The sequence below is a fragment of the Pseudorhizobium endolithicum genome, from assembly GCF_902153245.2.
GTDB lineage: Bacteria > Pseudomonadota > Alphaproteobacteria > Rhizobiales > Rhizobiaceae > Neorhizobium > Neorhizobium endolithicum.
On sequence record NZ_CABFWF030000014.1, the window covers coordinates 226,491 to 250,830 of the forward strand.

The following is a 24,340-nucleotide window of genomic DNA, read 5'->3' on the forward strand; positions in this document are numbered from 1 at the left end:
TCCCCCATGACCGGTACATGCTCCGAATAGCCCTTCTGCTGGAGCGCGGCCATCGCCCCTACGGTCAGCCAGCGCATCCACCGCAGTGGACTTCCGGGTCGACACCGGACCTCCGCGCCGTCTGAGTGGCAAGGAACTCATCGCTTTCGGGGTGTCGGCGTACCGCGGCGGCCCAAACGGTTCTTCAAATCGGCGGGGATTTGCTTTAAGGGCTTGCGCAGATAATCCATGCGGAGGCAGATCATGGAAAAGTTCACCAAGCTCACCGGCGTCGCCGCGCCGCTTCCGGTCGTCAACGTCGACACGGACATGATCATCCCGAAGGACTACCTGAAGACGATCAAGCGGACGGGGTTGGGGAAAGGCCTTTTCGCCGAGGCGCGTTACAAGGAGGACGGGTCGGAAAATCCAGACTTCGTTCTCAACAAGCCCGCGTACCGCAACGCCAAGATCATCGTCGCCGGCGACAACTTCGGCTGCGGCTCGTCGCGTGAGCATGCGCCTTGGGCGCTTCTCGACTTCGGCATCCGCTGCGTCATCTCCACCAGCTTCGCCGACATCTTCTACAACAACTGCTTCAAGAACGGCATACTGCCGATCGTCGTCAGCCAGGACGATCTCGACAAGCTGATGGATGATGCCTCGCGCGGCTCCAATGCGGTGCTGACGGTGGATCTCGAGGCGCAGGAGATCACCGGCCCGGACGGTGGGTCCATCCGTTTCGACATCGATCCGGCGCGGCGCCACATCCTGCTGGAAGGGCTGGACGACATTGCCAGCACCTTGAAAAGCGAATCCGTCATCGGCAGCTTTGAGCAGAAGCTCAGCACCGAGCGGCCCTGGCTCTAAGCGGCGATGGTGAAACGCATTTCGTCCGGCTCCCCGTTCGAGGCCCGCATTGGCTATTCCCGCGCGGTCATCGACGGCGACATGGTCTATGTCTCCGGCACGACCGGCTATGACTATGCCCGGATGGAAATGCCCGACAATGTGGCCGACCAGACCCGCAATGCGCTTGCGACGATCGAGAAGGCATTGCGCGAGGCCGGAGGCAGCCTGAACGATGTCCTTCGCGTCCGTTACTACATCACCGACATGGCGGACTACGATGCAATCGTGGAGGTCCTGGGGCGGGCCTTTGCCGGAATCAGGCCGGCAGCCACCATGGTGGTTTGCGGCTTGACCACACCGGAGATGAAGGTCGAGATCGAAGTGACCGCGCGCATCGGCGCGGGCTCTTCCTGAATTTTCTGATCGACCTCCTCCCTTCGGCAGGCTCGGAAGGGGTCGCGACAGCACGGCATCGTGCGGAGGGTGAGCCGCCACCGAGAGGAATAACGAATGACCAGATCTCTCTTCCTGCTTCCCGGCGACGGCATCGGCCCGGAGGCCATGGCCGAAGTCCGCAAGATCATCGCCCATATGAACGGCAGGATGAATGCGGGCTTCGAAATCGAGGAAGGGCTGGTCGGCGGCAGCGCCTATGATGCCCACGGCTCCGCAATTTCCGAAGACGACATGACGAAGGCCATGGCCGCTGATGCCGTTCTGTTCGGCGCCGTCGGCGGACCGAAATGGGATCACGTTCCTTATGAGGTTCGGCCGGAAGCCGGCCTGCTGCGTCTGCGCAAGGATCTCGAGCTTTTCGCCAACCTGCGCCCGGCCATCTGCTATCCGGCACTGGCCAATGCCTCCTCGCTCAAGCCGGAACTGGTGGAAGGGCTGGACATCCTCATCGTCCGCGAACTGACCGGCGGCGTCTATTTCGGCGAGCCCAAGGAGATAGTCGACCTCGGCAACGGCCAGAAGCGCGGCATCGATACCCAGGTCTACGACACCTACGAGATCGAGCGCATCGCCGCCGTCGCCTTCGAGCTCGCGCGTACCCGCAGGAACCGCGTCTGCTCCATGGAAAAGCGCAACGTCATGAAGTCCGGTGTCCTGTGGAACCAGGTGGTGACGGAGACGCACAAGCGCTCCTTCTCCGATGTCCAGCTCGAGCACATGCTGGCGGATGCCGGCGGCATGCAGCTCGTGCGTGCGCCGAAGCAGTTCGACGTGATCGTAACGGACAACCTGTTCGGCGACATGCTCTCCGACGTCGCCGCCATGCTGACCGGCTCGCTCGGCATGCTGCCGTCGGCCTCTCTCGGCGCCCCGGATGCCAAGACCGGCAAGCGCAAGGCGCTCTACGAACCGGTGCATGGCTCTGCGCCGGACATCGCCGGAAAGGGCGTCGCCAACCCCATCGCCATGATCGCCTCCTTCGCCATGTGCCTGCGCTATTCCTTCAACATGGTGGCGGAGGCGGACCGGCTGGAGAAGGCGATTGCCAACGTTCTCGATCAGGGCATCCGCACAGGCGACATCATGGCCAACGGCTGCCGCCAGGTCGGTACGACGGAGATGGGCGACGCCATTCTGAAGGAATTCTCCGCTCTTTCCGCCTGAGCCTTGTCCGCGGCGCGCCAGCCGGTGCGCCGCGATCTCGGCAGGGTCGGCTGCCGCCGGTCATCGCGCACTCCGGTCTGCGCTTGACTCCGCATCAGAATCTTCTAAACACCATCCTCGAACGGGAAAGCATCCTATGAACTGCCGCGAGTTCGACATCGCTGCTGATTTCCAGCCGGCAATTCTTGCCGGACTGATCCTGTGCTTTGCCGCCTCCAACAAAACCACGGCCAAAACGACGACGAAAACCGTCTGACGTCTCTGGCCGCCGCTCTCTCCCCGGTCAGGCCGGGGACAAGGAAACCGCGATGCTGTTCGCGGCTTTCCCCCTCAACGGATCGAGGAGAGGCAGAAAGAGAGCAAAGACCATGGGTTTCAAGATTGCAGTCGTCGGTGCCACCGGCAATGTCGGGCGGGAAATGCTCAACATCCTTTCCGAACGGGGCTTTCCCGCTGACGAGGTGGTCGCCCTTGCCTCGGCCCGCTCGCAGGGAACCGAGGTTTCCTTCGGCGACAAGGTTCTGAAGGTCCAGAACCTGGAGAACTACGACTTCTCCGATACCGACATCTGCCTCATGTCCGCCGGCGGCGAAATCTCCAAGAAATGGTCTCCCAGGATCGGTGCCCAGGGCTGCGTCGTCATCGACAACTCCTCGGCCTGGCGCTACGACGCCGAAGTTCCGCTGATCGTCCCTGAAGTCAATCCGGACGCCGTCGCTGACTTCCGCAAGAAGAACATCATCGCCAACCCCAACTGCTCCACGGCACAGCTGGTCGTCGCACTGAAGCCCCTCCACGACGTAGCCAGGATCAAGCGCGTCGTCGTATCGACCTACCAGTCCGTTTCCGGCGCCGGCAAGGAGGGCATGGACGAACTCTTCACCCAGACCCGCGCCGTCTTCGTGGCCGATCCGGTCGAATCGAAGAAGTTCACCAAGCGCATCGCCTTCAACGTCATTCCCCATATCGATGTCTTCATGGAGGACGGCTACACGAAGGAAGAGTGGAAGGTCCTCGCCGAGACCAAGAAGATGCTCGACCCGAAGATCAAGGTCACCTGCACGGCCGTGCGCGTTCCGGTCTTCATCGGCCATTCGGAATCGGTCAACATCGAGTTTGAGAACGAGATTACCGCCGACCAGGCCCGTGACATCCTGCGCGAGGCCCCCGGTTGCCTGGTAGTCGACAAGCACGAGAACGGCGGTTACGTGACGCCGGTGGAGTGCGCCGGCGAGGACGCCACCTACATCTCCCGCATCCGCGAGGACGCCACCGTCGAGAACGGCCTCAACATGTGGGTCGTGTCCGACAATCTGCGCAAGGGCGCCGCGCTCAACACCGTACAGATCGCGGAACTGCTCATCAACCGCGGCCTGATCAAGCCACGCAAGCTGGCGGCCTGAGCAGAAGAGAGGCGCTACCGGCGAACGAGCCGGTAGCCATTGCTTCGACCCTCACGAAGAATTCAATGGGGACGAGTTGAAGCAGCCGACAAGAGTCCCATAAAGCTCCATCTAAAATGCCAACGGGGCTTCGGCCCTTCGGAAGCGGATCAATCATGCTGAACACCTTGCGTCTGGCCACCTTCGTAGCGGCTCTCACTTCCTTGGCGATACCCGTCGCCGCAGCCCAGTGCGGCAATGACAGCTCCGGCTTCTCGACCTGGGTTCAGGCGTTCAAGCCGCAAGCTGTCGCCAACGGCATCAATCCCCGTGTGGTCGAACAGGCGTTTGCGAACATTTCCTACAACCGCGATACCATCCGCGCCGACCGGGGGCAGAAGAGCTTCAAACTCTCCTTCGACCAGTTCATGGAGAAGCGCGGCGGAGCGACCATCATCGCACGCGGGAAGAAGATGAAGTCCGGTAACGCCCAGCTGTTCGCGTCGATCGAGCGCCGCTACGGCGTGCCTGCAGGCCCGCTCCTCGCCATCTGGGGCATGGAGACCGGCTTCGGCAGCTTCCTGGGCAATCAGCATACCTTATCTGCCGTGGCAACTCTCGCCTATGACTGCCGCCGCTCAGACTATTTCACCGAGCAGCTTTACGCCGCGCTGACGCTCGTTGAGCGGGGCGATCTCAGCCCTTCCGCCAAGGGTGCCGCTCACGGTGAGATCGGTCAGACCCAGTTTCTCCCGGTCAACGTGGTTCGCTACGGCGTGGATGGCGACGGCGACGGTCATGTGGACCTCGTCCGCTCGCGGGCGGACGCCCTTGCCTCCACCGCGAACTTCCTCGTCGGCCACGGCTGGCAGCCGGGTGCGGGTTACCAGCCCGGCGAGCCGAATTATATCGCGATCCAGGGGTGGAATGCAGCCACGGTCTACCAGCAGGCGATCGCCCACATCGGTGCCGCAATAGACGGCGGCTGAGCCTCCTTCTCAGTCGTCTGCGGGTTCGGGCTCGGACTCCGCGGCAACCTCTGCGGCCTGGCGGCTCGGCCGCGCGAAATCTCCGGTTTTCCCGTCCATCACCCAGAGCTCACCCGTCGAGATGTCGAACCATGCCCCGTGGAGTGCAATCTTGCCCTGTTCTTCCAGGGCGCGGACATAGGGAAAGGTCCGTAGGTTGCCGATCGAATTGCGGATCGACACCCGCTCCAGCGCCGTCTGGCGCTCGCCTTGGGTCATCAGGTTGTTGCTCTGGATCTGGCCGGCGGCAGGACGGAGAAGTCCCATCCACTTGCCGATGAAGTCCCCCGGCGACAGCGGCTCCATGTCGGGATCGAGTGCCGCCTGAATACCGCCGCAGCGGCCGTGCCCCATGACCACGATATTTGCGATCTTCAGAGCTTGAACGGCGAACTCGATCGCCGCGGAGGTAGCATGGTATTGTCCGTCCGGTTCGTAGGGCGGGACCATGTTTGCGACGTTCCGCACCACGAATAGTTCCCCTGGGCCGCAGTCGAAGATCGTTTCCGGCGCGGAACGGGAATCGCAACAGGCGATGACCAGAGTGTGGGGTCTCTGCCCCCCTTCCGCCAGCGACTGGTAGCGTTCACGCTCGTCTGCGTAGCGGCCACTCATGAAGTTGCGATATCCGTTCAGGAGGCGCTCTGGAAACTGCTGCATGGCGTAGGATTGTCCTGAGGTTGGGGTGAGGCTGGTGGGCACGGCAGCTATCGTCGCACGCGCTGGAGAGGATGGACCAGGCGGCGCATTTGAACCATCGCCATCGGACTTATCAAACTCTGGGCGTCGGTCTCCAGCGTCAGCTCGTCGCTGCCGCGCTTGGCCGTTCTTGCAAGGATTTCATAGACGCTGGCGGTGGCGAGCTGGAGCGCGCGTTCCTCCTCCGTCCCGGTCATCAGCCGGGCGAGAAAAAGAGCCGAGAGAAGGTCGCCGAGGCCGTTCGGCGGATTGTCGATCAGCCTGTGCTCCGCCAACAGGGCATGTGTGCCGGTGAGGTAGAGATTGCCGGTGCCGCCGGCCATCATCGGCACGGCGGATGTGACGAGCATACGCGATGGTCCGAGCGCAAGCGACGCTTCCATGATCGCGCTATTGCTGTCGAGCGCGCTGCCGGCAAGCCAGGCGAGTTCGTAGCGGTTCGGGGTCGCGACGTTCGCCAAGGGTATCAGTTCGTCCCGGATCGTCTCCGCGATCGCCTGTGGGATATAGAGCCCGCCGAGATCTCCCATCACCGGATCACACACATAGAGGATGTTCGGATCGCGCTCCTTGAGCGCGCGAACAAGCTTTGCCACCGCCTTCGGCTGCTGCGGGTTACCGAAATAACCTGTCAGGACCGCTTTCACTTCACCGACCCAGCGGGCGCGGAGGAGATCGTCGATCGCGTTCTCGAATTCGGCTTCGGAAAACGTGAGACGGGTCGAGGGACCGTGTCCGGGGTGCCACGGCAGGACGACGGTTGGTAGCGCCCACACCGGAAATCCCAATGTTTCCAGCGCGAAGACGGCTGCGCGATTCCCAACCGAGCCGCGAACGACATGACTGGAAATGACGATGACGGCGCCGGGATTTTCCATGGCTAGATTTCCATTTTCCCCGCTTGATGATTTCTTCAGGGTCGCTTGTCAATAACCGTACACCATATGAGGTGGGACGCAGTCGGTGCCCGGCACTTCGGCGCTTGGCTCTCGAAAGTGACCGGTTGACGGATCGCGTTTGGTGACAGCATGCTGGCACGATCACATGGAGAATAACATGGGCAGGCAGAACCCGAAGCGGGACAAACAGATCGAAAATGCGCAGAAATTGGCTGCGGAGGGCTCACGCCCTTTCCTGGACCCGTTTATCCTGTTCGGCCGGGCAAGCAATGACGACCTTGCCCACTACACGCCGCAGATGCTGGTTGCCTCCGCGGTGCATGCGGCGCAGTGCCTGAAGAGCTGGACCAGGGTGCGCCCCTCCGTCACGTTGCAGCCTGTGGAGGGCGTCCAGCCCGGAGATATTGCCGTCCACGTCCTGACGGTTATCGACCGCAATATGCCCTTTCTCTTCGATTCTGTCATGGGGGAGGTCACCGCCACTCATCGCGAACTCCACCTGGCCGTGCATCCCATCCTACTGCTGGCTCCGGGCGAGGAACCGGTTCTACGTTCCGGAGACAATCCCGGTGATCCGGCACACCATGTCAGCCTGATCCAGATCCACCTGCCGCCGCTTTCTGCGATGGAAGCAGACACTCTGGTGGCGCGGATCCAATATGTCCTCGAACAGGTGCATCTGGCCATCACCGACTGGCGGCCGATGCTCGACCTTCTTCAGGGGGCGGCGGAGCAGTTGCGCAGCTACTCCGCGAGCCGGAGGAAGAGCGATCGCGACGAGGCGCTGGCGTTTCTCGACTGGCTGCGCGACGACAACTTCACCTTCCTCGGCATGCGCGAATACGTCTATTCCGGCAAAGGCCCCGACGCCAAGGTGGAACGCAGCAAGGGGCGAGGCCTCGGCATCCTCTCCGACCCGGACGTTCTGGTTCTGCGCCAGGGCAAGGACGCTGTCACCACCACCCCGGAGATCCTTGAATTCCTGGATGGGCCGGACTTCCTCATCGTAACGAAGGCAAACGTCAAATCCGTCGTGCACCGCCGCGCCTACATGGATTATGTCGGCATCAAGCGCTTCGATTCCGACGGCCGGGTTACGGGCGAGCTTCGTGTGGTCGGCCTCTTCACCGCCACGGCCTATACCCATTCCGTGCGTGACATCCCGCTGTTGCGGGCCAAGGCGCAGCGGGTCGAGGAAAAGCTTGATTTCGATCCCAACAGCCATTCGGGGCGCATGCTCGCCAATACGCTGGAATCCTACCCGCGCGACGACCTCTTCCAGATCGACGTGCCGACGCTTGGCCGCTTCTGCGAACAGATCATGGAGCTCAGCGAGAGGCCGAGGGTACGCGCCCTGCCGCGCATCGACCACTTCGATCGATTCGTGTCGATCATCGTCTATGTGCCCCGCGAAGATTATAATTCCCACGTCCGCGAGAAGGTCAGCGACTACCTGGCAAAGGTCTATGACGGCCATCTTTCGGCCTATTATCCGGCCTTCCCGGAAGGGGGTGTCGCACGCGTGCACATCATCATCGGCCGCCGCGGCAGCCGTACGCCGCGGATCCCGCAGGCGGCGCTGGAGGAAGCCATCCGGGCAATCTCCACGCCGTGGAGCCAGCGCTTCGCGGCCCTTTCCGCCGGAAGCGCGAAGCTTGCTGTTAACAACGCCTTCCAGGAAGCATTCACCCCCGAGGAGGCCTATGCCGATCTTGAAGACATTGTCGCCTGCGCAGCCGGAGAACCGATCCGGATCTCGTTCTATACCCGTCCGCGAGACGAGGAGGGAACACTGCGGCTCAAGATCTTCCACCAGCCGGAGCATCTGTCCCTGTCACGGCGGGTACCGCTGCTGGAGAACCTCGGCTTTCGCATCGTCAGCGAGCAGACCTTCGACATCGACGTGCAAGCGGACGCTGCCACCCGGCCGGTTGCCCTGCACGATATGGAGCTTCAGCTGCGTCATGGCGCATTCGTGCTTGAACGGGACGCCGCCAGGCTGGAGGAAGCCTTCCTTGCCGCGTTCAGAGGCCTTTCCGACAACGACTCCTTCAATCGTCTTGTACTGCTTTCGGGGCTGACGACGCGGGAGACCACCGTGTTGCGCGCCTATGCGCGCTATCTGCGGCAGGCCGGCATCGTCTACTCGCAGCCGCTGATCGCCGAGACGCTCGCCCGGTATCCGGGGATCTCACATACGCTCTTCCAGCTGTTCCACGGCCGCTTCGACCCGCGGCTGGGCGATACGGCGCGGACGAAAGCGCTGGCGAGCCGCCATGCGGAGCTGGAGGAAGCACTGTCGGGTGTGCCGAGCCTCGACGACGACCGGATCTTCCGGCGCTACATCAACGCCATCGACGCGACCCTTCGCACAAACTATTTCCGGCATGACGAAGCGGGCCTGCCCCCCGCGACCCTCGCCTTCAAATTTGACCCCAAGCTTCTCGACGGCCTTCCCCAGCCGCGCCCTTTCCGTGAAGTCTTCGTCTACGGCACGGATGTCGAAGGCGTGCACCTGCGCTTCGGCAAGGTCGCACGCGGGGGTCTGCGCTGGTCGGATCGGGCGGAGGACTATCGGACCGAGGTCCTCGGACTCGTGAAGGCGCAGCAGGTCAAGAACTCGGTGATCGTCCCGGTGGGAGCGAAGGGCGGCTTCGTGCCGAAGGCGCTACCGTCCGCCGGATCCCGCGAGGAGATCTTCACCGCCGGTCGGCAAGCCTACAAGACCTTCATCCGCACGCTCCTGTCCATCACCGACAACATCGTCGGCGACCAGGTCGTCGGGCCGGAAAACACGGTCCGGGTCGACGGTGACGATCCCTACTTCGTCGTCGCCGCCGACAAGGGCACGGCGACCTTCTCCGACACCGCCAATGACCTTGCCCAGGAGGCCGGGTTCTGGCTTGACGACGCTTTCGCCTCCGGCGGCTCGGCCGGGTACGACCATAAGAAGATGGGCATCACGGCACGCGGCGCCTGGGAGGCCGTAAAACGGCACTTCCGCGAGATGGACATCGATATCCAGACGACGCCCTTCACCGTCGCCGGTGTCGGCGACATGTCGGGAGACGTGTTCGGCAACGGCATGCTGTTGTCGCCGCATATCCGCCTGGTTGCAGCCTTCGACCATCGCGACATCTTCATCGACCCCGCACCCGAGACGAGCCGCTCCTTTGCGGAACGGCAGCGTCTCTTCGCCCTGCCCCGATCGAGCTGGCAGGACTATGATCGCACATGCCTCTCCGAGGGCGGAATGATCATTTCCCGCTCCGAAAAATCGGTGAAGCTCACGCCGCAGGCGATGGCCGCCATCGACATCGGAAAGGATGTTGCGACCCCCTTCGAGATCATGACGGCCATCCTCAGGAGCCCTGTCGACCTGCTATGGTTCGGCGGCATCGGCACCTATATCAAGGCTGCTTCCGAGACCGATGCGGAAGTGGGTGACCGGGCGAACGATCCGATCCGCGTGGTAGGCACGGAGGTTCGCGCCAAGGTCATCGGCGAAGGTGCAAACCTCGGCGTCACCCAGAAGGGCCGCATCGCCTACGCCCTGAACGGAGGCCGGCTGAACTCGGACGCGATCGACAACTCGGCCGGCGTGAACTCGTCCGACGTCGAGGTGAATATCAAGATCGCCTTCAGCTCGGCCATGCGGTCGGGCCGCCTCACCCGCGAGAAGCGCAATCAGCTCCTGGCCTCCATGACGGACGAGGTCGCCGCCCTGGTGCTTCGCAACAACTACCTCCAGACGCTGGCAATCTCGCTGACCGCGCGGCAAGGCGCCGACAATCGCGAATCCCTGTCGCGGCTGATGTCGGTTCTGGAATCGCAAGGCCATCTGAACCGCTCCGTGGAGACCTTGCCGGCCGAACTGGAGCTATCCGAGCGTTACCAGACGGGAAAGCCACTGACCCGGCCGGAGATCGGGGTGTTGCTCTCCTACGCCAAGATCACCCTGTTCGATGAGATTCTGGAAGGCGATCTGCCGGATGAGCCGTATCTGGCAGATATCCTGAAGGGCTACTTCCCTGCCAAGATGCAGAAGGCCTTCGCAGCGGACATCGAAAGCCACCGGCTGCATCGGGAGATTGTTGCCACTGTGCTTGCGAACGAGGTGATCAATCGCGGAGGCCCAGGCTTCATACAGGCGATGATCGATGCTACCGGCGCATCCCCCACAGACGTGGTGAAGGCTGCCTATCTCGCTCGCGACGGCTTCGAGCTGCCCCGACTCTGGGCGGCGACGGACGCGCTTGACGGCCAGATCTCGGGAGAAGTCCAGAATGATCTCTATGCCCGCATCGGCGAGATCTTCAAGGATGCGACGCACCTCATTCTGACGACGGACGCAGGCACCGGATCCATGGAGACGGCGATAGCCGCCCTCAGGGCAGGAGCGAAGAAGCTCAAAGGCAACCTCGATTCCCTCGGCCTCGCGTCCAAAGCAGGCGAACGGGCTGCGGAACTGGAGGCGAAAGGCGTGCCCGCGGATATCGCAGCGAATATCAGCCGCCTGCCAACGCTAGCCCTCGTTCCAGAACTGCTGCTGATCGGTAACCGCACCGGTAGCGACATCGGCCATGTCGCTCAGACCTACTTCGCTGTGACCGAGACCTTCAGGATCGACAGGCTGCTTGCGCTCGGTGAAGCGATGCGGCCGACGGACCACTACGAAAGCATCGCCTTGGGGCGCAGCCTCGCACAGATCTCCGCGGCACGTCGTGACATCGTCTGCTCCGCACTTACCGCGCATCCGGCCGAAAGGAAGCCCTTGGCGGTCTGGTACGGCGGCAAGCAGCGTCCGCAGATGGACCGCGTGGCCACCGAACTTGTCCTGCTGAGCGATTCGCCGGACTTCAACCTGGCAAAGCTGTCGGTCGCGGCCGGTCTTCTCGGGGATCTGACGGAGCTTCGACCCCAAGCCTCATCTGCATGACGCCACGAGGATCCTGAATGAGGGCGACCGCCGCACCTGAAGCTTCGCCGCCGGTCGAGCGGCCCCGGCGCGGCATCTGGGGCTGGATGCTGTTCGACTGGGCGGCCCAACCCTTCTTCACGGTGATCGTCACCTTCGTGTTTGGTCCCTATTTCGTCGCACGGCTGACGGAGGACCCCGTTTCGGCACAGGCGGCCTGGGGCAACATGGCGACCATATCATCGATCCTGATCGCGCTCCTTTCGCCGGTGCTGGGTTCGATCGCGGACCAGTCCGGGCCGCGAAAGCCCTGGATCGCCTGCTTTGCGGCCCTAAAGATCATCTGCCTGTCGCTGCTCTGGTTCGCAGCCCCGGGTTCGGCCCTCGTTTGGCCGCTCCTGCTGATGATCCTCGCGTCGCTTGCCGCGGAATTCTCCATCGTCTTCAACGACTCCATGATGCCGCGCCTCGTCGGTCGGGAACAGGTGGGCAAGGTCTCCAACACGGCCTGGGGCCTCGGCTATCTCGGCGGCATGCTGGTCCTCATCCTCGTCGTGACGCTACTGGCCGGCAGCCCCGAAACGGGACTCACCATTCTTGGGATCGAGCCGCTGTTCGGCCTCGATCCCGCTTCCGGCGAAGACGCGCGCATCACCGGGCCGATTGCTGCCGGCTGGTACCTTCTATTCATCCTGCCGATGTTTCTCTTCACCCCCGACGCGGCCAGAGGCCTTCCCCTGACGCAGGCGGTCCGGAGCGGCATTGCGGAACTTCGAGGCACCCTCGGCGAGCTAAGGCAACGACCCGCAATTGCCAGATTCCTGATCGCGCGAATGCTCTATCAGGACGGAGTGAACGGCCTGCTGATCCTGGGAGGTGCCTTCGCCGCCGGCATGTTCGGATGGGCGACGATCGAGATCGGCGTCTACGGAATTCTGCTGAACGTCGTCGCCATCTTCGGATGCCTCATTGCGGGCAGCCTGGACCTCCGGCTGGGCTCGAAGGTGGTGGTACTGATCAGCCTGGTCCTGCTTCTGGTTGCCACTATGGGCATCATCTCCACAGGTCCCGGCTTCGTCTTCTTCGGGCTGATGCCGCTCGAGTTGCAGGATGGCGGCGGGCTGTTCGGAACTGCGGCGGAGAAGGCTTACGTGATCTTCGGCCTGCTGATCGGTATTGCCTTCGGACCCGTGCAGGCCTCCTCGCGCTCCTATCTCGCTCGCAGCGTCAGCCTCGCCGATGCCGGCCGCTACTTCGGCATCTACGCCTTGTCCGGCAGGGCGACGAGCTTCATGGCGACGCTGCTTTTCTCGCTCGCCACCTATGCCACCGGGTCGGCACGCATCGGCATGGCGACCCTTCTCCTGTTTCTCGCGGGCGGCCTGCTGCTCCTGTTGCGCACTCCGTATCCGGCCGACCGCGTCACCGGCTCCTAGTGGCGGAAATGCCGCATGCCCGTGAACACCATGGCGACGCCGTGCTCGTTGGCGGCGTCGATCACCTCCTGGTCGCGCATGGAGCCGCCGGGCTGGATGACGGCGGTGGCGCCGGCGGCAATTGCCGACAGCAATCCGTCCGCAAACGGGAAGAAGGCTTCTGATGCCACGGCGGAGCCCTTCGTCATCGGTTCGGACCAACCCATGGCCTTTGCGGCCTCTTCCGCCTTGATCGCGGCGATCCTGGCGGAATCAATGCGACTCATCTGGCCGGCGCCGATGCCTGCCGTCTGGCCACCCTTGGCGTAGACGATCGCATTGGACTTGACGTGCTTGGCCACCTTGTAGGCGAACTTCATGTCTTCCAGCTCCCGGTCGGTCGGTGCCCGTGATGTGACGACCCTGAGATCGATGTCCTCGATCATGCCGTTGTCGCGCGTCTGCACCAGCAGGCCGCCGGCAACCGTCTTCGCCGTGATGCCGCGCGAGCGCGGATCGGGCAGGCCGCCGGTCTCCAAAAGGCGCAGGTTCGGCTTGCGCGCGATGATTGCCTTTGCTTCCTCGGAGACCTGCGGTGCGATGATCACTTCCGTGAACAGCTTGACGATCTCTTCGGCCGTCTCGCCGTCGAGAAGCTGGTTGAGCGCGATGATGCCGCCGAAGGCCGAGGTCGAGTCGCAGGCAAGTGCTCTGAGATAGGCTTCCTTCAGCGACGGGCCGGTGGCGACGCCGCAGGGATTGGCATGCTTGATGATGGCGCAGGCCGGCCCCTGCTCCGGCGAAAACTCGCCGATCAATTCGAAGGCCCCATCGGTATCGTTGATATTATTGTAAGAAAGCTGCTTGCCTTGCAGCAACTTGGCGGTCGCGACACCCGGACGGTTCTCCCCCGTCACGTAGAAGCCAGCGGTCTGGTGCGGGTTCTCGCCGTAGCGCATCTCTTCCTTCAGCACGCCGCCGATCGTCCGGTAGCGGGGAGCCTCGATGTCGAGCGTTTCGGCAAACCAGTTGGAGATCGCGGCCTCGTAGGCCGCCGTGCGGGCATAGGCCTTAGCCGCCAGCTTCTGGCGGAAGGCATAGGCCGTCCTGCCGTCATTCACGCTCAGCGCCTCGATGAGGGCGGAATAGTCGGAAGGGTCGACGACGATCGTCACATAGGCGTGATTTTTGGCCGAAGCACGGATCATCGCCGGCCCGCCGATGTCGATGTTCTCCACCGTGGTGGGGTAATCGCCGCCGGCAGCGCGCACTTCTTCGAAAGGATAAAGATTGATGACGGCCAGATCGATGCCCTCGATCCCGTGCGACTTCATCGCTTCCACGTGCTCGGCATCGTCGCGAATAGCAAGAAGCCCGCCATGGACGTTCGGATGCAGCGTCTTCACCCGCCCGTCCATGATCTCGGGAAATCCTGTCACCTCGGATACGTCGGTCACCGGCAGGCCGGCCGCCGCGATCGCCTTATGCGTACCACCGGTGGAAAGAAGCCGAACCCCTTGCCCGGCCAGCGCCTGCGCCAGTTCGACGATCCCTGTCTTGTCCGAAACCGACAGCAGGGCGGTGCGGATCTTCACCATGTCGGGAGCGGGGATCTTCTTGGAAACGACGGCCATCGGGCTCTCCTGGAACGTGCTGCGGGCGGTGCGGAATGCGGGCCGCGTAGCACAGGTTTTCCGGAGAGGAAACGCCTATTCCAGCCGCCTCAGCATCCACCGGATATCACAGACATCGGGAACCGAAAACGCGATGACGATCTGCTGGCTCGGACGAACGCCGGAGGCGTCCGCAAAAAACAGATCCTCCTCGATCACGACGGGAAGCCCCGGCGCGCTGAACTGCCAAGCCTCGCCGTCCGGCGCGACGAGCAGGACCGTTTCTCCATCCTGCTCCGACAGCGTAATGGCGGGATGAACGTGAAACCGGGCTGTCGCCTGCACAGGATCGGCCGGGCCGCCTGCTTCCTCAGGGCGAAAAAGCCGGTCGCGCCCCTTGATCTTGTTCCCCTGGCTGCTCAGGCCGATTTCACGCTCATGAAGGTAGCCGAATATACGGCGATAACCGTCATGGATCCCCCGCAGCCAGTCGTTTCCGTAGGCATCTTCCCATCGCTCGGCCTCTACCTCTTCGATTCCGGCGAGGATGGAAGTGCTGCAGACCCGCGACCGTACTACACGGCTGGACGAGGTATCGTTCAGGGTCACCGCCGAGTGTGCGGCGGTCGAGCGCGCCAACTGGCGGTACTCCCTCGGCGCAAATTTCGGCGCACCGCTGTTGACGATGAAGCGGTGCCGGCCTGCCGACATCTCGAACGCCAGGCAGCCGGCATGCGCCCTTTGCGAAAGTTCCGGAGAGAGCGATTTGCCCGTATCGATCAGCAGGACGGTACCGCCTGCCGCCAGCCGGTGGTAATTCATGTGCGGCAGCGACTTGAAGGGCTTGCCGGCCGTCTCGTCGTATCGAAGCACCGAGATCAGTTCGCTGGCCGACGTGGAGGTGGCGCCGTTGAAGAGCGCGAGATCGCCATCCTGGTGACGAAAGAAGCGCAGGGCCGGGTACATGCGGTCGATGGCCGGTATGAGCTTCGACGGGATATCGTGCCCGAGATTGATATAGGTCTGCCGCAGCGGCAGAAGGTCGAGAAGAAGGTCGAGAATCGCGCGGGGGTTTCGCGAGACATGCCCGCCGTCCGGCAGGATCTGTCGTTCCAGTTCCCGATCGAGCCGGCTTCCCTCTCTGCGGATATAGGCGTTGCGGGTCGGCATGGCGACGGATGCCATGGCGAGCGCGATCCGGATCCGCAGGCGCGCTTCCTCCCTCGGCAGGCCACGGACCAGGCGCCGGAGATAGCGAACCTGATAGGCGAGGCTTCTCATGAACCGGCGGTAGAAGCCGGCCTCCGCTCCCTGCAGGACGATGGTCGAATGGGAAAGCCATGCGATAACCCGTTCCGCGACCACATGCGGCCGCCAGGCTATTCCGCGGGGGCGCCGCCCATAGCCGGCGATCCAGGTGGCGGTGATCGTTCGGGCACGCGCACAGGCTTCGGCGGTGCGGTCGGCACGGATATGCCGGAGCCAGGCGAAGGAGTGAAGGCGCTCTGCGAACGCCGGCGTCGGCAGATCGACGTCGAAAGGCGACCGGCCTTCCGTATCGAGCAGCGTTCCCGCCAGCGGAAAACGTCCCTGGGCAATCTCGTCCGCCACGAAGGGATCGACGGAGTGCAGGTCTGTCGGAGCAACGATGAGCCGATCGGGAACGGCGTTGGAGAAAGGCGTCAACGCCAGCCGCAAACCGGCTGTGCGCCGGTAGGACCGGCGACCGATTTCCCGCAACCCGAAAGCCATCAACTTTCGGCGATCCGCGAGTGGGATGATCAACTTGAAACACTCCGCAGGAGCGAAAAGTCGCCCGCCGGGGACGGATCGCCCTTTAGTCCATTCGAATATAATCGGCTGTGATGGTAAAGAAATTCTTATCGGCGACGCAGGACACTGGCGAAGAAACCATCCATGCCGCCGGTTGAACTTCCCTCGCCCGGAAGCATAGCCGGTGTGGTGCGGAATTCTCCGCGTGAAGAGATCGCATTCTCCAGCCCCGGCCAGCCCGCCGGCTCCACCGGAACCCGCTCGAGGCCATGGTCCTCCGCCAGGAGGTCCGCGACCAGTTGCTCGCCCTCCAGCGGATCCAGCGAACAGTTCGAAAACACGATCAGGCCGCCGGGCCTCACCAGCGTTACCGCATGGCGGAGCATCTTTGCCTGCAGGGCCGCAAGCTTGGCGACGTCCTCCGGCCCCTTGGTCCAGAGCACATCCGGATGCCGTCTCGTCGTGCCGGTGGAGGAGCAGGGCGCATCCAGAAGCACCCCGTCGAGCGGCGCCTCCGGCCGAAAATCGAACAGGTCGCCCTGAACCAGCTGTGCCCTCAGTCCGAGACGGTCCAGATTCTCCTTCAGCCGTGCCATACGGTTCACCGACTGCTCAACCGCGATCACTTGGGCGCCCGCCACGATCAACTGGGCCGTCTTGCCGCCGGGAGCGGCACAGAGGTCGGCGATCCGCCGGCCCCTGATATCGCCGAGAAGCCGCGCAGGGATGCTGGCGGCGGCATCCTGCACCCACCATTCACCTTGATCATATCCCGCAAGCGACGCGACAGAGCCCTCGAAGGCCGGCAGGCGGATGCTGCCGGTCGGCAGCATCCGCCCCCCGAATGCCTCCGCCCATCGCTGCGGCTCGGATTTGACCGTGATATCTATCGCCGGAGGCGTTAGCTGAGCCTCGGCGATCTCGCCGGCCGCCTGGGGACCATAGGCGGCCGCAAGTCGCTCCATGAACCAGTCCGGCACAGGTGAAACGGCGGCGATCCGCTCCAGTACCGTATCCTTCTCCCGCACCAGCCGCCGCAGCACGGCGTTCACGAGCTTGGCGAAGCGCCGGTTGCGGGGGTCGCGGTGGGCCTGTTCCACCGCAAGGTCTACGACTGCGTGGGAAGGGACGTCGAGATAGAGGATTTGTGCCGCGGCCACGCAGAACACGTGGTGAAGAGGCCGTGCGCCCTGCGGCAGCGGGCTCTCGAGGAGCGAAGCGAGCGCCGCTTCGATCCGCGGCAGATGGCGAAGCGCACTGAGCAGGATGGCGCGGGTCAGAGCCCGGTCCTGATCGTTGAGATGCTTGTAGGCCGGGTTGCCATGGACCGGATCGAGAATCCCGTCCAGCGAGATCTTCTTGTCCACCACCGCCGCGAGAAGCTTGGCAGCCGTAGCACGAACCTCGAGCCCTGCCTTGTCATCATTGGAGGGTCGGGCAGCAGAACTCCGCCTGCTCGGAGATGAACGATGCTTGAATGCCTTCTTGTTGTTCTTTGTTTGGTTCAAGACCAGGGTCCCTTGCGCGGTTCTGATGAACCGCGGCCCCAGCCGGTAGTGGGTACGGAGCGCGCGGTGCGCGTGGGTCTAGCAGTAGCGAACCCTGCCGTCGACCCGCCGCCGAACTCGCTGGCCATCTTCCGAAGCTCTGCGATGCGGTTCTCTGTGTTCGGATGGGTCGAGAACAGATTGTCCAACCTTTCGCCCGACAAGGGGTTGATGATGAACATGTGCGCCGTTGCCGGGTTCCGCTCGGCGTCGTCGTTGTGGATCACTTGAGCCGCGCCGGCAATCTTGCCGAGCGCGGAAGCCAGCCACAGCGGATTGCCGCAGATTTCCGCGCCGCGCCGGTCCGCTGAATATTCACGGGTCCGGCTGATGGCCATCTGAACCAGCATGGCCGCGAGCGGCGCGACGATCATCGCCACCAGGACGCCGATGAAACCGAGCGGATTGTTGTTGTCGCGGTTGCCGCCGAAGAAGAAGGCAAAGTTGCCGAGCATCGAGATCGCACCTGCAAGTGTCGCGGTGATCGTCATGGTCAGCGTGTCGCGGTTCTGGACATGAGCCAGTTCGTGCGCCATCACGCCCGCCACCTCTTCGGGCGTCAGCCGCTCCAGAAGCCCGGTCGATGCGGCTACCGCCGCGTTCTCGGGATTGCGGCCCGTCGCGAACGCGTTCGGCTGCAGACTGTCGTAGACATAGACCTTCGGCATCGGCAGCCCGGCATTGGCGGAAAGTTGGCGCATCATCTGGTAAAGCTCGGGCGCGTTGCGCTCATCCACCGGCTGCGCCCGATAGGCCGACAGCACCATCTTGTCCGAATTCCAGTAGGAGAAGAGGTTCATGCCCGCGGCGATGAGAAAGGCGATCATCATGCCGCCACGACCGCCGATCAGGAACCCGACGCCCATGAACAGGGCCGTCATGAAGGCAAGAAGCATAGCAGTGCGCATCATGTTCATCACAGTTCTCCGGAACGACTTTCAAGCGGACGTCGAGCGTACTAGATGTGGTCCATAGCCCTTTTCTTTTCAATGATCCGCGCGGCGGAGTGAACGATGCAGACACCGGATAACGACAACACGACCCCTCCGTCGGCCGAGATGACCCCAGGGAAACCGCTTTCTGCCGCTGCCAAGCGGGCGCTGGAAGAGGCCGAGCAGCGCCGCCAGGCAGAAAAGCAGCAGGAGATGCCGGCCGAGATCGGCGGCCGCGGCGGCGCCGACCCCGCACGCTTCGGCGACTGGGAGATCAACGGCCGCGCCATCGACTTCTAGAGGCAGATAATCCTATTGACATTTTTCTTTTGAAGGAATTTATTCCTTTCATGAGAAACCTGTTTCTTGCCGCCATCCTGGTGCTTCCTTTCCAAGCTGCTTTGGCAGCGGCTCGCGATGAGATCCCCGGGCCGGTGGAGGCAAAGGTCCTGCGCGTCATCGATGGCGACACGTTACTCGTAGAAGCACGGCCCTGGCCGCAGCAGAAGGTCGAGGTCTATGTCCGGATCAGGGGCATCGATACGCCGGAGCTACGGTCGTCCTGCTTGAGCGAGCGCCAAACAGGTGCGGCGGCCAAGGCGTCCCTGGAAAGGATGACGGCGGCGGCGCCGACGGTCCATCTCAGCCATATCTCTGGCGACAAATATTTTGGCCGTGTGGTGGCGGACGTCACACTTCCCGACGGCGCGCGGCCTGCCGACCACCTACTGCTGGCAGGACTTGCTGTGGGCTATGACGGCGGGCGCAAGTCAAAAATCAGTTGCACATCACCTTGAAGAAAGAGCCGCCCCCCTTGGGAAGGCGGCCCTCTGACTTCAACCCGCCTTGTTCTGGCGGTTCGCGATCAGGTCGTCGACAACGCCGGGATCGGCAAGAGTCGAGATGTCTCCGAGCGCACCGAAATCATCCTCGGCGATCTTGCGTAGGATACGGCGCATGATCTTGCCGGAACGCGTTTTGGGAAGGCCTGGCGCGAACTGGATCTTGTCCGGGGTCGCGATCGGCCCGATCTCGCTTCGGACATGCTTGATCAGTTCCTGGCGGAGTGCGTCATCGCCCTCGTGGCCCGACATCAGCGTCACATAGCAGTAGATGCCCTGGCCCTTGACGCTGTGGGGATATCCCACGACCGCGGCTTCCGAGACGAAGTCATGCGAAACGAGTGCCGATTCGACTTCCGCGGTGCCCAGTCGGTGCCCGGACACGTTCAGAACGTCGTCTACGCGGCCGGTGATCCAGTAATAGCCGTCCTCGTCGCGGCGGCAGCCGTCACCGGTAAAGTACTTTCCTTTGTAGGTCGAGAAATAGGTCTGCACGAAGCGCTCGTGGTCGCCATAGACCGAACGCATCTGACCCGGCCAGGAATCGGCGATGCAGAGATTGCCGTCGGCCGGTCCCTCGAGCACGTTGCCTTCGTTGTCGACGAGCTCCGGCTTCACGCCGAAGAAGGGCACCGTCGCCGAGCCCGGCTTGAGATCCGTCGCACCGGGCAGCGGCGTGATCATATGCCCGCCGGTCTCGGTCTGCCACCAGGTGTCGATCACCGGGCAGCGACTGTCCCCGACCACCCTGTAGTACCATTCCCACGCTTCCGGGTTGATCGGCTCGCCGACCGTGCCGAGCAGTCGCAGGCTGGAGCGAGACGAGCGTTCCACATATTCGTCGCCTGCGCCCATCAGCGAACGGATGGCAGTGGGAGCGGTGTAGAAGATGTTGACCTTGTGCTTGTCGATCACCTCCCAGAACCGGCCTTGGTCGGGGAAGTTGGGCACGCCCTCGAACATCAGCGACGTGGCGCAATTCGCCAGCGGCCCGTAGACGATGTAGGAGTGGCCGGTCACCCATCCCACATCGGCCGTGCACCAGTAGATGTCCCCGTCGTGGTAGTCGAAGACGTATTCATGCGTCATCGCAGCGTAGACGAGATAGCCGCCGGTCGTGTGCAGTACGCCCTTCGGCTTGCCTGTGGAGCCGGAGGTGTAGAGGATGAACAGCGGGTCCTCTGCCTTCATCTTGACCGGTTCGCAATGGCTTTTGACGCTCGCGATTTCCTGGTGGTACCAGAGATCACGGCCGGGCGCCCATTCAATCTTGCCGCCGGTACGGCGCACGACCAGGACGTTCTTTACGGTCGCATACTGGCGCGCCGCGATGTGGATCGCCTTGTCCGTATTCTCCTTGAGCGGGACGGGCTTGCCGCCGCGTACACCCTCGTCGCAGGTGATGACGAAACACGACTGGCAGTCGACGATGCGGCCTGCCAGCGCTTCGGGGGAAAACCCGCCGAAGACGACCGAATGGACGGCGCCGATGCGGGCGCAGGCGAGCATGGCATAGGCCGCTTCCGGAATCATCGGCATGTAGATGGTGACACGGTCGCCCTTCTTGACGCCGTGCTTCTTCAAGACGTTCGCCAGCCGGCAAACCTGATCATAAAGCTGGTTGTAGGTGATCTTCTTGTCGATATACGGGTTGTCGCCTTCCCAGATGATCGCAGTCCGCTCGCCATGCGTCTTCAGGTGGCGGTCAATGCAGTTATAGGAAACGTTGGTCAGCCCGTCCTCGAACCACTTGATCGAGACCTTGCCCTTGAAGGAGGTGTTCTTGACCTTCGTATAGGGTTTGTACCAGTCGATGCGCTTGCCGTGCTTGCCCCAGAACTTGTCCGGATCCTCAATGCTTTCCTCGTACCATTTCTCGTATTTATCCTTGTCGATCAGCGCCTGGGCTCTGGCGGCGCGCGACACAGGATAGACTTTCTCGGACATGGTCTCCTCCCCATTTTACATCCCAAGCCGGAGCACGATCTCCGGAGCATGCAGCATTCATAACAGGTGAAACAAGCACATCAATTAGACGAAGGGGTCATGTATCTGGATATTTGCAATTTGACCTCGTTGCGTTTATAGACCGTTGGAATTCCCGGAAATTGTGGTGATACCCACGGCCCGCGACACCGGCGCGGCGGACAGAGGAACTATACCCATGGCCCAACAATTGCTCATGCCGAAGGCAACTGCCGTCTGGCTGGTCGACAACACTGCGCTTTCGTTCGACCAGATCGCGCAGTTCTGCAAGCTTCATCCCCTCGAGGTGAAGGCCATCGCCGACGGCGAGGCGGCCCAGGGCATCAAGGGCCTCGATCCCATCGCAACAGGCCAGTTGTCACGCGACGAGATCCAGCGAGGCGAGGCGGATGTGAACTACAAGCTCAAGCTGCTGGAGCCTAAGGTCCGCGTGCCGGAATCGAAGCGCCGCGGCCCGCGCTACACCCCTGTCTCAAAGCGCCAGGACCGCCCGAACGCCATCCTCTGGCTGGTCCGGAACCATCCCGAGCTCAAGGACGCCCAGATTTCCCGTCTCGTCGGCACCACCAAGTCGACAATCGAGCAGATCCGCGAGCGCACCCACTGGAATTCCGCCAACCTGGCCCCGATGGACCCGGTCACGCTCGGCCTCTGCAGCCAGATCGATCTCGACCTGGAGGTGGAAAGGGCCTCGAAGGGCCGCCCCCTACCGAGCACGGCCGAAGTCGGCGCCACCCTTCAGTCGGCATCGGAGACGGAAAACCTCGACTTCGACTATCGCAGCGATCGTGAGGAAGAAAAGGAGATCGATGCGGACGCCGTCTTCGCCAAGCTCAATTCGCTCAAGTCGACTCCGCGCGACGAAGACGAGGACGATCGGTATTAAGCCGTCCTGCTGATAGCTTTACGAATTTGAAGGCCCGCCGATCGCTCGGCGGGCCTTTTAGTTTGGGAGATTGCGCTTTCAGGCCGCTTTGAGGGATGCGTCCAACGGAATTTCGACGTCGATCTCGAGGATGGAGACGGTTTCCTCGCGATCCACCTTGATCTTCACCTTGTCGGCATCGAGCTGCACGTGTTTGGCGATGACGGCGAGGATTTCCTCCCGGAGGACGGCGACGAGATCGGAGCTGCTCGAGGCCCGCTCATGGGCCAGCAGCACCTGCAGGCGCTCGCGCGCCATCGGCGCCGACCGCTGCTTGCGGAACAGGTCGAAGATGCTCATGCTGCTTTCCTTCCGAAGATCTTGCCGAAAAGGCCGCGCTGTTCACCCGGAATCGTGATCGGAAGCACCTCGCCGGAAAGCCGGCGGGCGGCATCGAAATAGGCTTGGGCCGGGGCACTGCTCGTATCCGCCAGGGTAACCGGTGCACCGATATTGGACGCCCGCAGGACGTCCATGCTTTCCGGCACGATGCCGATCAGCGGGATGGAAAGGATTTCCAGGACGTCGCCGACCTTCAGCATGTCGCCGCGCTCCGCCCGTGCAGGGTCGTAACGCGTCAGGAGCAGGTGCTTTTCAATGCGTTCGCCACGCTCCGCCTTCAGGGTCTTGGCATCGAGAAGGCCGATGATGCGGTCGGAATCGCGTACGGACGAAACCTCCGGATTGGTCACGACCACCGCGACGTCGGCGTGGCGCATCGCAAGGGTCGCCCCACGCTCGATCCCGGCCGGGCTGTCGCAGATCACCCAGTCGAAATAGCGCTTAAGCTCGGTGATCACGGTCTCGACGCCTTCCGGCGTCAATGCATCCTTGTCGCGGGTCTGCGAAGCAGCAAGCAGGAACAGGGTTTCCAGCCGCTTGTCGCGGATAAGGGCCTGCGGCAGCTTTGCGTCCCCCTGGATCACGTTGACGATGTCGTAGACCACGCGGCGTTCTGCGCCCATGACCAGGTCCAGGTTACGAAGGCCGACGTCGAAGTCGACGACCACCACCTTCTCCCCCTTTTGGGCCAGTGCCGCCCCGAGCGCCGCAGACGAGGTCGTCTTGCCGACCCCGCCCTTGCCCGACGTCACTACGATGACTTTCCCCATTGGTTTTCTCCTGTTGTTCTGGCCTTGCAGCTCAGACGAGTGTCTCTGCCATGATCATATCGTTTTCGAGCCAGAGCTGGACGGGCTGCCCCTTCAGGCTCGGCGCCATGTTTTCGGCGGTTTGATAGACGCCGTCGATCGCCAGCAGCTCCGCCTCCAGCTTCCGGCAGAAGATTTGCGCCGACGCATTTCCCACCGAACCCGCCATTACCCGGCCGCGCAGGGCGCCGTAGATGTGGACGGAACCGCCGGCAATGACCTCCGCGCCGGACGCGACGGAGCCGATCACGGTCACGTCCCCCTCCGGGAAGATCACCGACTGCCCGGAGCGGATCGGCTCGCGGATGATGATCGATTGCAGGGTAGGGCGTCCTACGTCCGCCGACGCTCGCTTGGCGGCAGCGCCGGGCTCTTCCGCGGGTTCCGGCTCCTTCGCCATGGCCTCCTCGGAAACGGGGCGTCCACCCTTCAATCCCGGCGGCATTCCCTGTCCGAGAATGGAGGGACGCGCTCCCTCAATGCCCATGATGGCGACGTTTCGATCCGCGAATGCACCGAGCAGCTCCTTGAGCTGAGCACGGTCGATGTTAAGGTCGGTGACGTCCAGGACCACCGGCCGGTTCAGGAAGAAGCCGGCCGACCGCGATGCAAGATCGTCCAGCCGGGCCAGCCATTCATCGAGAGGAAGATCGGGCGAAAGTACGACCGCCAGAAAGGACCGGCCCTTGATTCGGATCGAACGAGCGTCTGTTAGCACTTTGGTCATCTACGTAAAGAATTGGTTGCACGGGTGTAGCGTCGGCATAGTTAACAAAACA

At 62.8% G+C, this 24,340-nt stretch carries 20 protein-coding genes; 10 read left to right on the forward strand and 10 right to left on the reverse strand.

Features of this window, described 5'->3' with window-relative positions; translation table 11 throughout:
* The first annotated feature begins 243 nt into the window (after positions 1 to 243).
* From leuD to RTCK_RS16330, 5 genes are all read left to right on the forward strand, one after another.
* A complete protein-coding gene (gene leuD, locus RTCK_RS16310) occupies positions 244 to 849 on the forward strand; it encodes a 3-isopropylmalate dehydratase small subunit (RefSeq protein ID WP_142522433.1) in 606 nt (201 codons plus the stop codon).
* Between the two features lie 6 nt (positions 850 to 855).
* A complete protein-coding gene (locus tag RTCK_RS16315; protein WP_142522432.1) occupies positions 856 to 1,245 on the forward strand; it encodes a RidA family protein in 390 nt (129 codons plus the stop codon).
* Between the two features lie 96 nt (positions 1,246 to 1,341).
* Complete coding sequence (gene leuB / locus RTCK_RS16320; RefSeq protein ID WP_142593560.1) at positions 1,342 to 2,451, forward strand: 3-isopropylmalate dehydrogenase; 1,110 nt, start codon at positions 1,342 to 1,344, stop codon at positions 2,449 to 2,451.
* A 368-nt stretch (positions 2,452 to 2,819) separates the two neighbouring features.
* Positions 2,820 to 3,854 (forward strand): aspartate-semialdehyde dehydrogenase, encoded by a 1,035-nt coding sequence (locus tag RTCK_RS16325; protein WP_142522430.1) that lies wholly within the window; start codon positions 2,820 to 2,822, stop codon positions 3,852 to 3,854.
* Between the two features lie 155 nt (positions 3,855 to 4,009).
* The gene (locus RTCK_RS16330) at positions 4,010 to 4,822 is read left to right on the forward strand and encodes a lytic murein transglycosylase (protein WP_142522429.1); all 813 of its coding nucleotides are present in this window, start codon (positions 4,010 to 4,012) and stop codon (positions 4,820 to 4,822) included.
* 9 nt (positions 4,823 to 4,831) lie between these two features.
* Here the strand turns inward: RTCK_RS16330 and RTCK_RS16335 are convergent, their stop codons facing one another.
* Both RTCK_RS16335 and pdxY read right to left on the reverse strand, forming a co-directional pair.
* Positions 4,832 to 5,521: a carbonic anhydrase gene (locus tag RTCK_RS16335; RefSeq protein WP_142593561.1), complete on the reverse strand. Its 690-nt coding sequence runs from the start codon at positions 5,519 to 5,521 to the stop codon at positions 4,832 to 4,834.
* 47 nt (positions 5,522 to 5,568) lie between these two features.
* Positions 5,569 to 6,438, reverse strand: a complete 870-nt coding sequence (gene pdxY / locus RTCK_RS16340; RefSeq protein ID WP_142593562.1) for a pyridoxal kinase PdxY — start codon at positions 6,436 to 6,438, stop codon at positions 5,569 to 5,571.
* Between the two features lie 178 nt (positions 6,439 to 6,616).
* Between pdxY and RTCK_RS16345 the strand changes: the two genes are divergently transcribed.
* Together RTCK_RS16345 and RTCK_RS16350 are read left to right on the forward strand one after the other, a co-directional pair.
* Positions 6,617 to 11,398: an NAD-glutamate dehydrogenase gene (locus RTCK_RS16345; protein WP_142593563.1), complete on the forward strand. Its 4,782-nt coding sequence runs from the start codon at positions 6,617 to 6,619 to the stop codon at positions 11,396 to 11,398.
* A 17-nt stretch (positions 11,399 to 11,415) separates the two neighbouring features.
* Positions 11,416 to 12,813 (forward strand): MFS transporter, encoded by a 1,398-nt coding sequence (locus tag RTCK_RS16350; RefSeq protein WP_142593564.1) that lies wholly within the window; start codon positions 11,416 to 11,418, stop codon positions 12,811 to 12,813.
* Here RTCK_RS16350 and purH read toward each other — a convergent pair.
* The 4 genes from purH to htpX form a co-directional block, all read right to left on the reverse strand.
* A complete protein-coding gene (purH, locus tag RTCK_RS16355) occupies positions 12,810 to 14,426 on the reverse strand; it encodes a bifunctional phosphoribosylaminoimidazolecarboxamide formyltransferase/IMP cyclohydrolase (RefSeq protein ID WP_142593565.1) in 1,617 nt (538 codons plus the stop codon). The genes RTCK_RS16350 and purH overlap by 4 nt on opposite strands.
* Before the next feature lie 75 nt (positions 14,427 to 14,501).
* A complete protein-coding gene (locus tag RTCK_RS16360) occupies positions 14,502 to 16,157 on the reverse strand; it encodes a heparinase II/III family protein (RefSeq protein ID WP_142593744.1) in 1,656 nt (551 codons plus the stop codon).
* Between the two features lie 128 nt (positions 16,158 to 16,285).
* On the reverse strand, positions 16,286 to 17,686 hold the full coding sequence (locus RTCK_RS16365; protein ID WP_235988727.1) for an RsmB/NOP family class I SAM-dependent RNA methyltransferase: 1,401 nt from the start codon (positions 17,684 to 17,686) through the stop codon (positions 16,286 to 16,288).
* Positions 17,683 to 18,642, reverse strand: coding sequence for a zinc metalloprotease HtpX (gene htpX / locus RTCK_RS16370; RefSeq protein WP_142593567.1), 960 nt, complete (start codon positions 18,640 to 18,642; stop codon positions 17,683 to 17,685). The genes RTCK_RS16365 and htpX overlap by 4 nt, the downstream gene beginning before the upstream one ends.
* 96 nt (positions 18,643 to 18,738) lie before the next feature.
* On the opposite strand from htpX, the gene RTCK_RS16375 reads away from it, so the two are divergent.
* Together RTCK_RS16375 and RTCK_RS16380 are read left to right on the forward strand one after the other, a co-directional pair.
* On the forward strand, positions 18,739 to 18,957 hold the full coding sequence (locus tag RTCK_RS16375) for a DUF1674 domain-containing protein (protein WP_142522421.1): 219 nt from the start codon (positions 18,739 to 18,741) through the stop codon (positions 18,955 to 18,957).
* Positions 18,958 to 18,986: 29 nt separating this feature from the next.
* On the forward strand, positions 18,987 to 19,454 hold the full coding sequence (locus RTCK_RS16380) for a thermonuclease family protein (RefSeq protein ID WP_235988728.1): 468 nt from the start codon (positions 18,987 to 18,989) through the stop codon (positions 19,452 to 19,454).
* A 39-nt stretch (positions 19,455 to 19,493) separates the two neighbouring features.
* Here the strand turns inward: RTCK_RS16380 and acs are convergent, their stop codons facing one another.
* Positions 19,494 to 21,446, reverse strand: a complete 1,953-nt coding sequence (acs, locus tag RTCK_RS16385) for an acetate--CoA ligase (protein ID WP_142593568.1) — start codon at positions 21,444 to 21,446, stop codon at positions 19,494 to 19,496.
* Positions 21,447 to 21,663: 217 nt separating this feature from the next.
* Between acs and RTCK_RS16390 the strand changes: the two genes are divergently transcribed.
* Entirely contained in the window at positions 21,664 to 22,371 is a 708-nt protein-coding gene (locus RTCK_RS16390) for a DUF1013 domain-containing protein (RefSeq protein ID WP_142593569.1), read from the forward strand.
* Positions 22,372 to 22,449: 78 nt separating this feature from the next.
* Here the strand turns inward: RTCK_RS16390 and minE are convergent, their stop codons facing one another.
* From minE to minC, 3 genes are read right to left on the reverse strand one after another with little or no spacing between them, the layout of a single operon-like run.
* Entirely contained in the window at positions 22,450 to 22,710 is a 261-nt protein-coding gene (gene minE, locus RTCK_RS16395) for a cell division topological specificity factor MinE (protein ID WP_142522417.1), read from the reverse strand.
* Positions 22,707 to 23,522, reverse strand: a complete 816-nt coding sequence (gene minD / locus RTCK_RS16400; RefSeq protein ID WP_142593570.1) for a septum site-determining protein MinD — start codon at positions 23,520 to 23,522, stop codon at positions 22,707 to 22,709. Before minD ends, minE begins: the two co-directional genes overlap by 4 nt.
* Before the next feature lie 31 nt (positions 23,523 to 23,553).
* Complete coding sequence (gene minC / locus RTCK_RS16405; RefSeq protein WP_142593571.1) at positions 23,554 to 24,288, reverse strand: septum site-determining protein MinC; 735 nt, start codon at positions 24,286 to 24,288, stop codon at positions 23,554 to 23,556.
* Positions 24,289 to 24,340 lie beyond the last annotated feature (52 nt).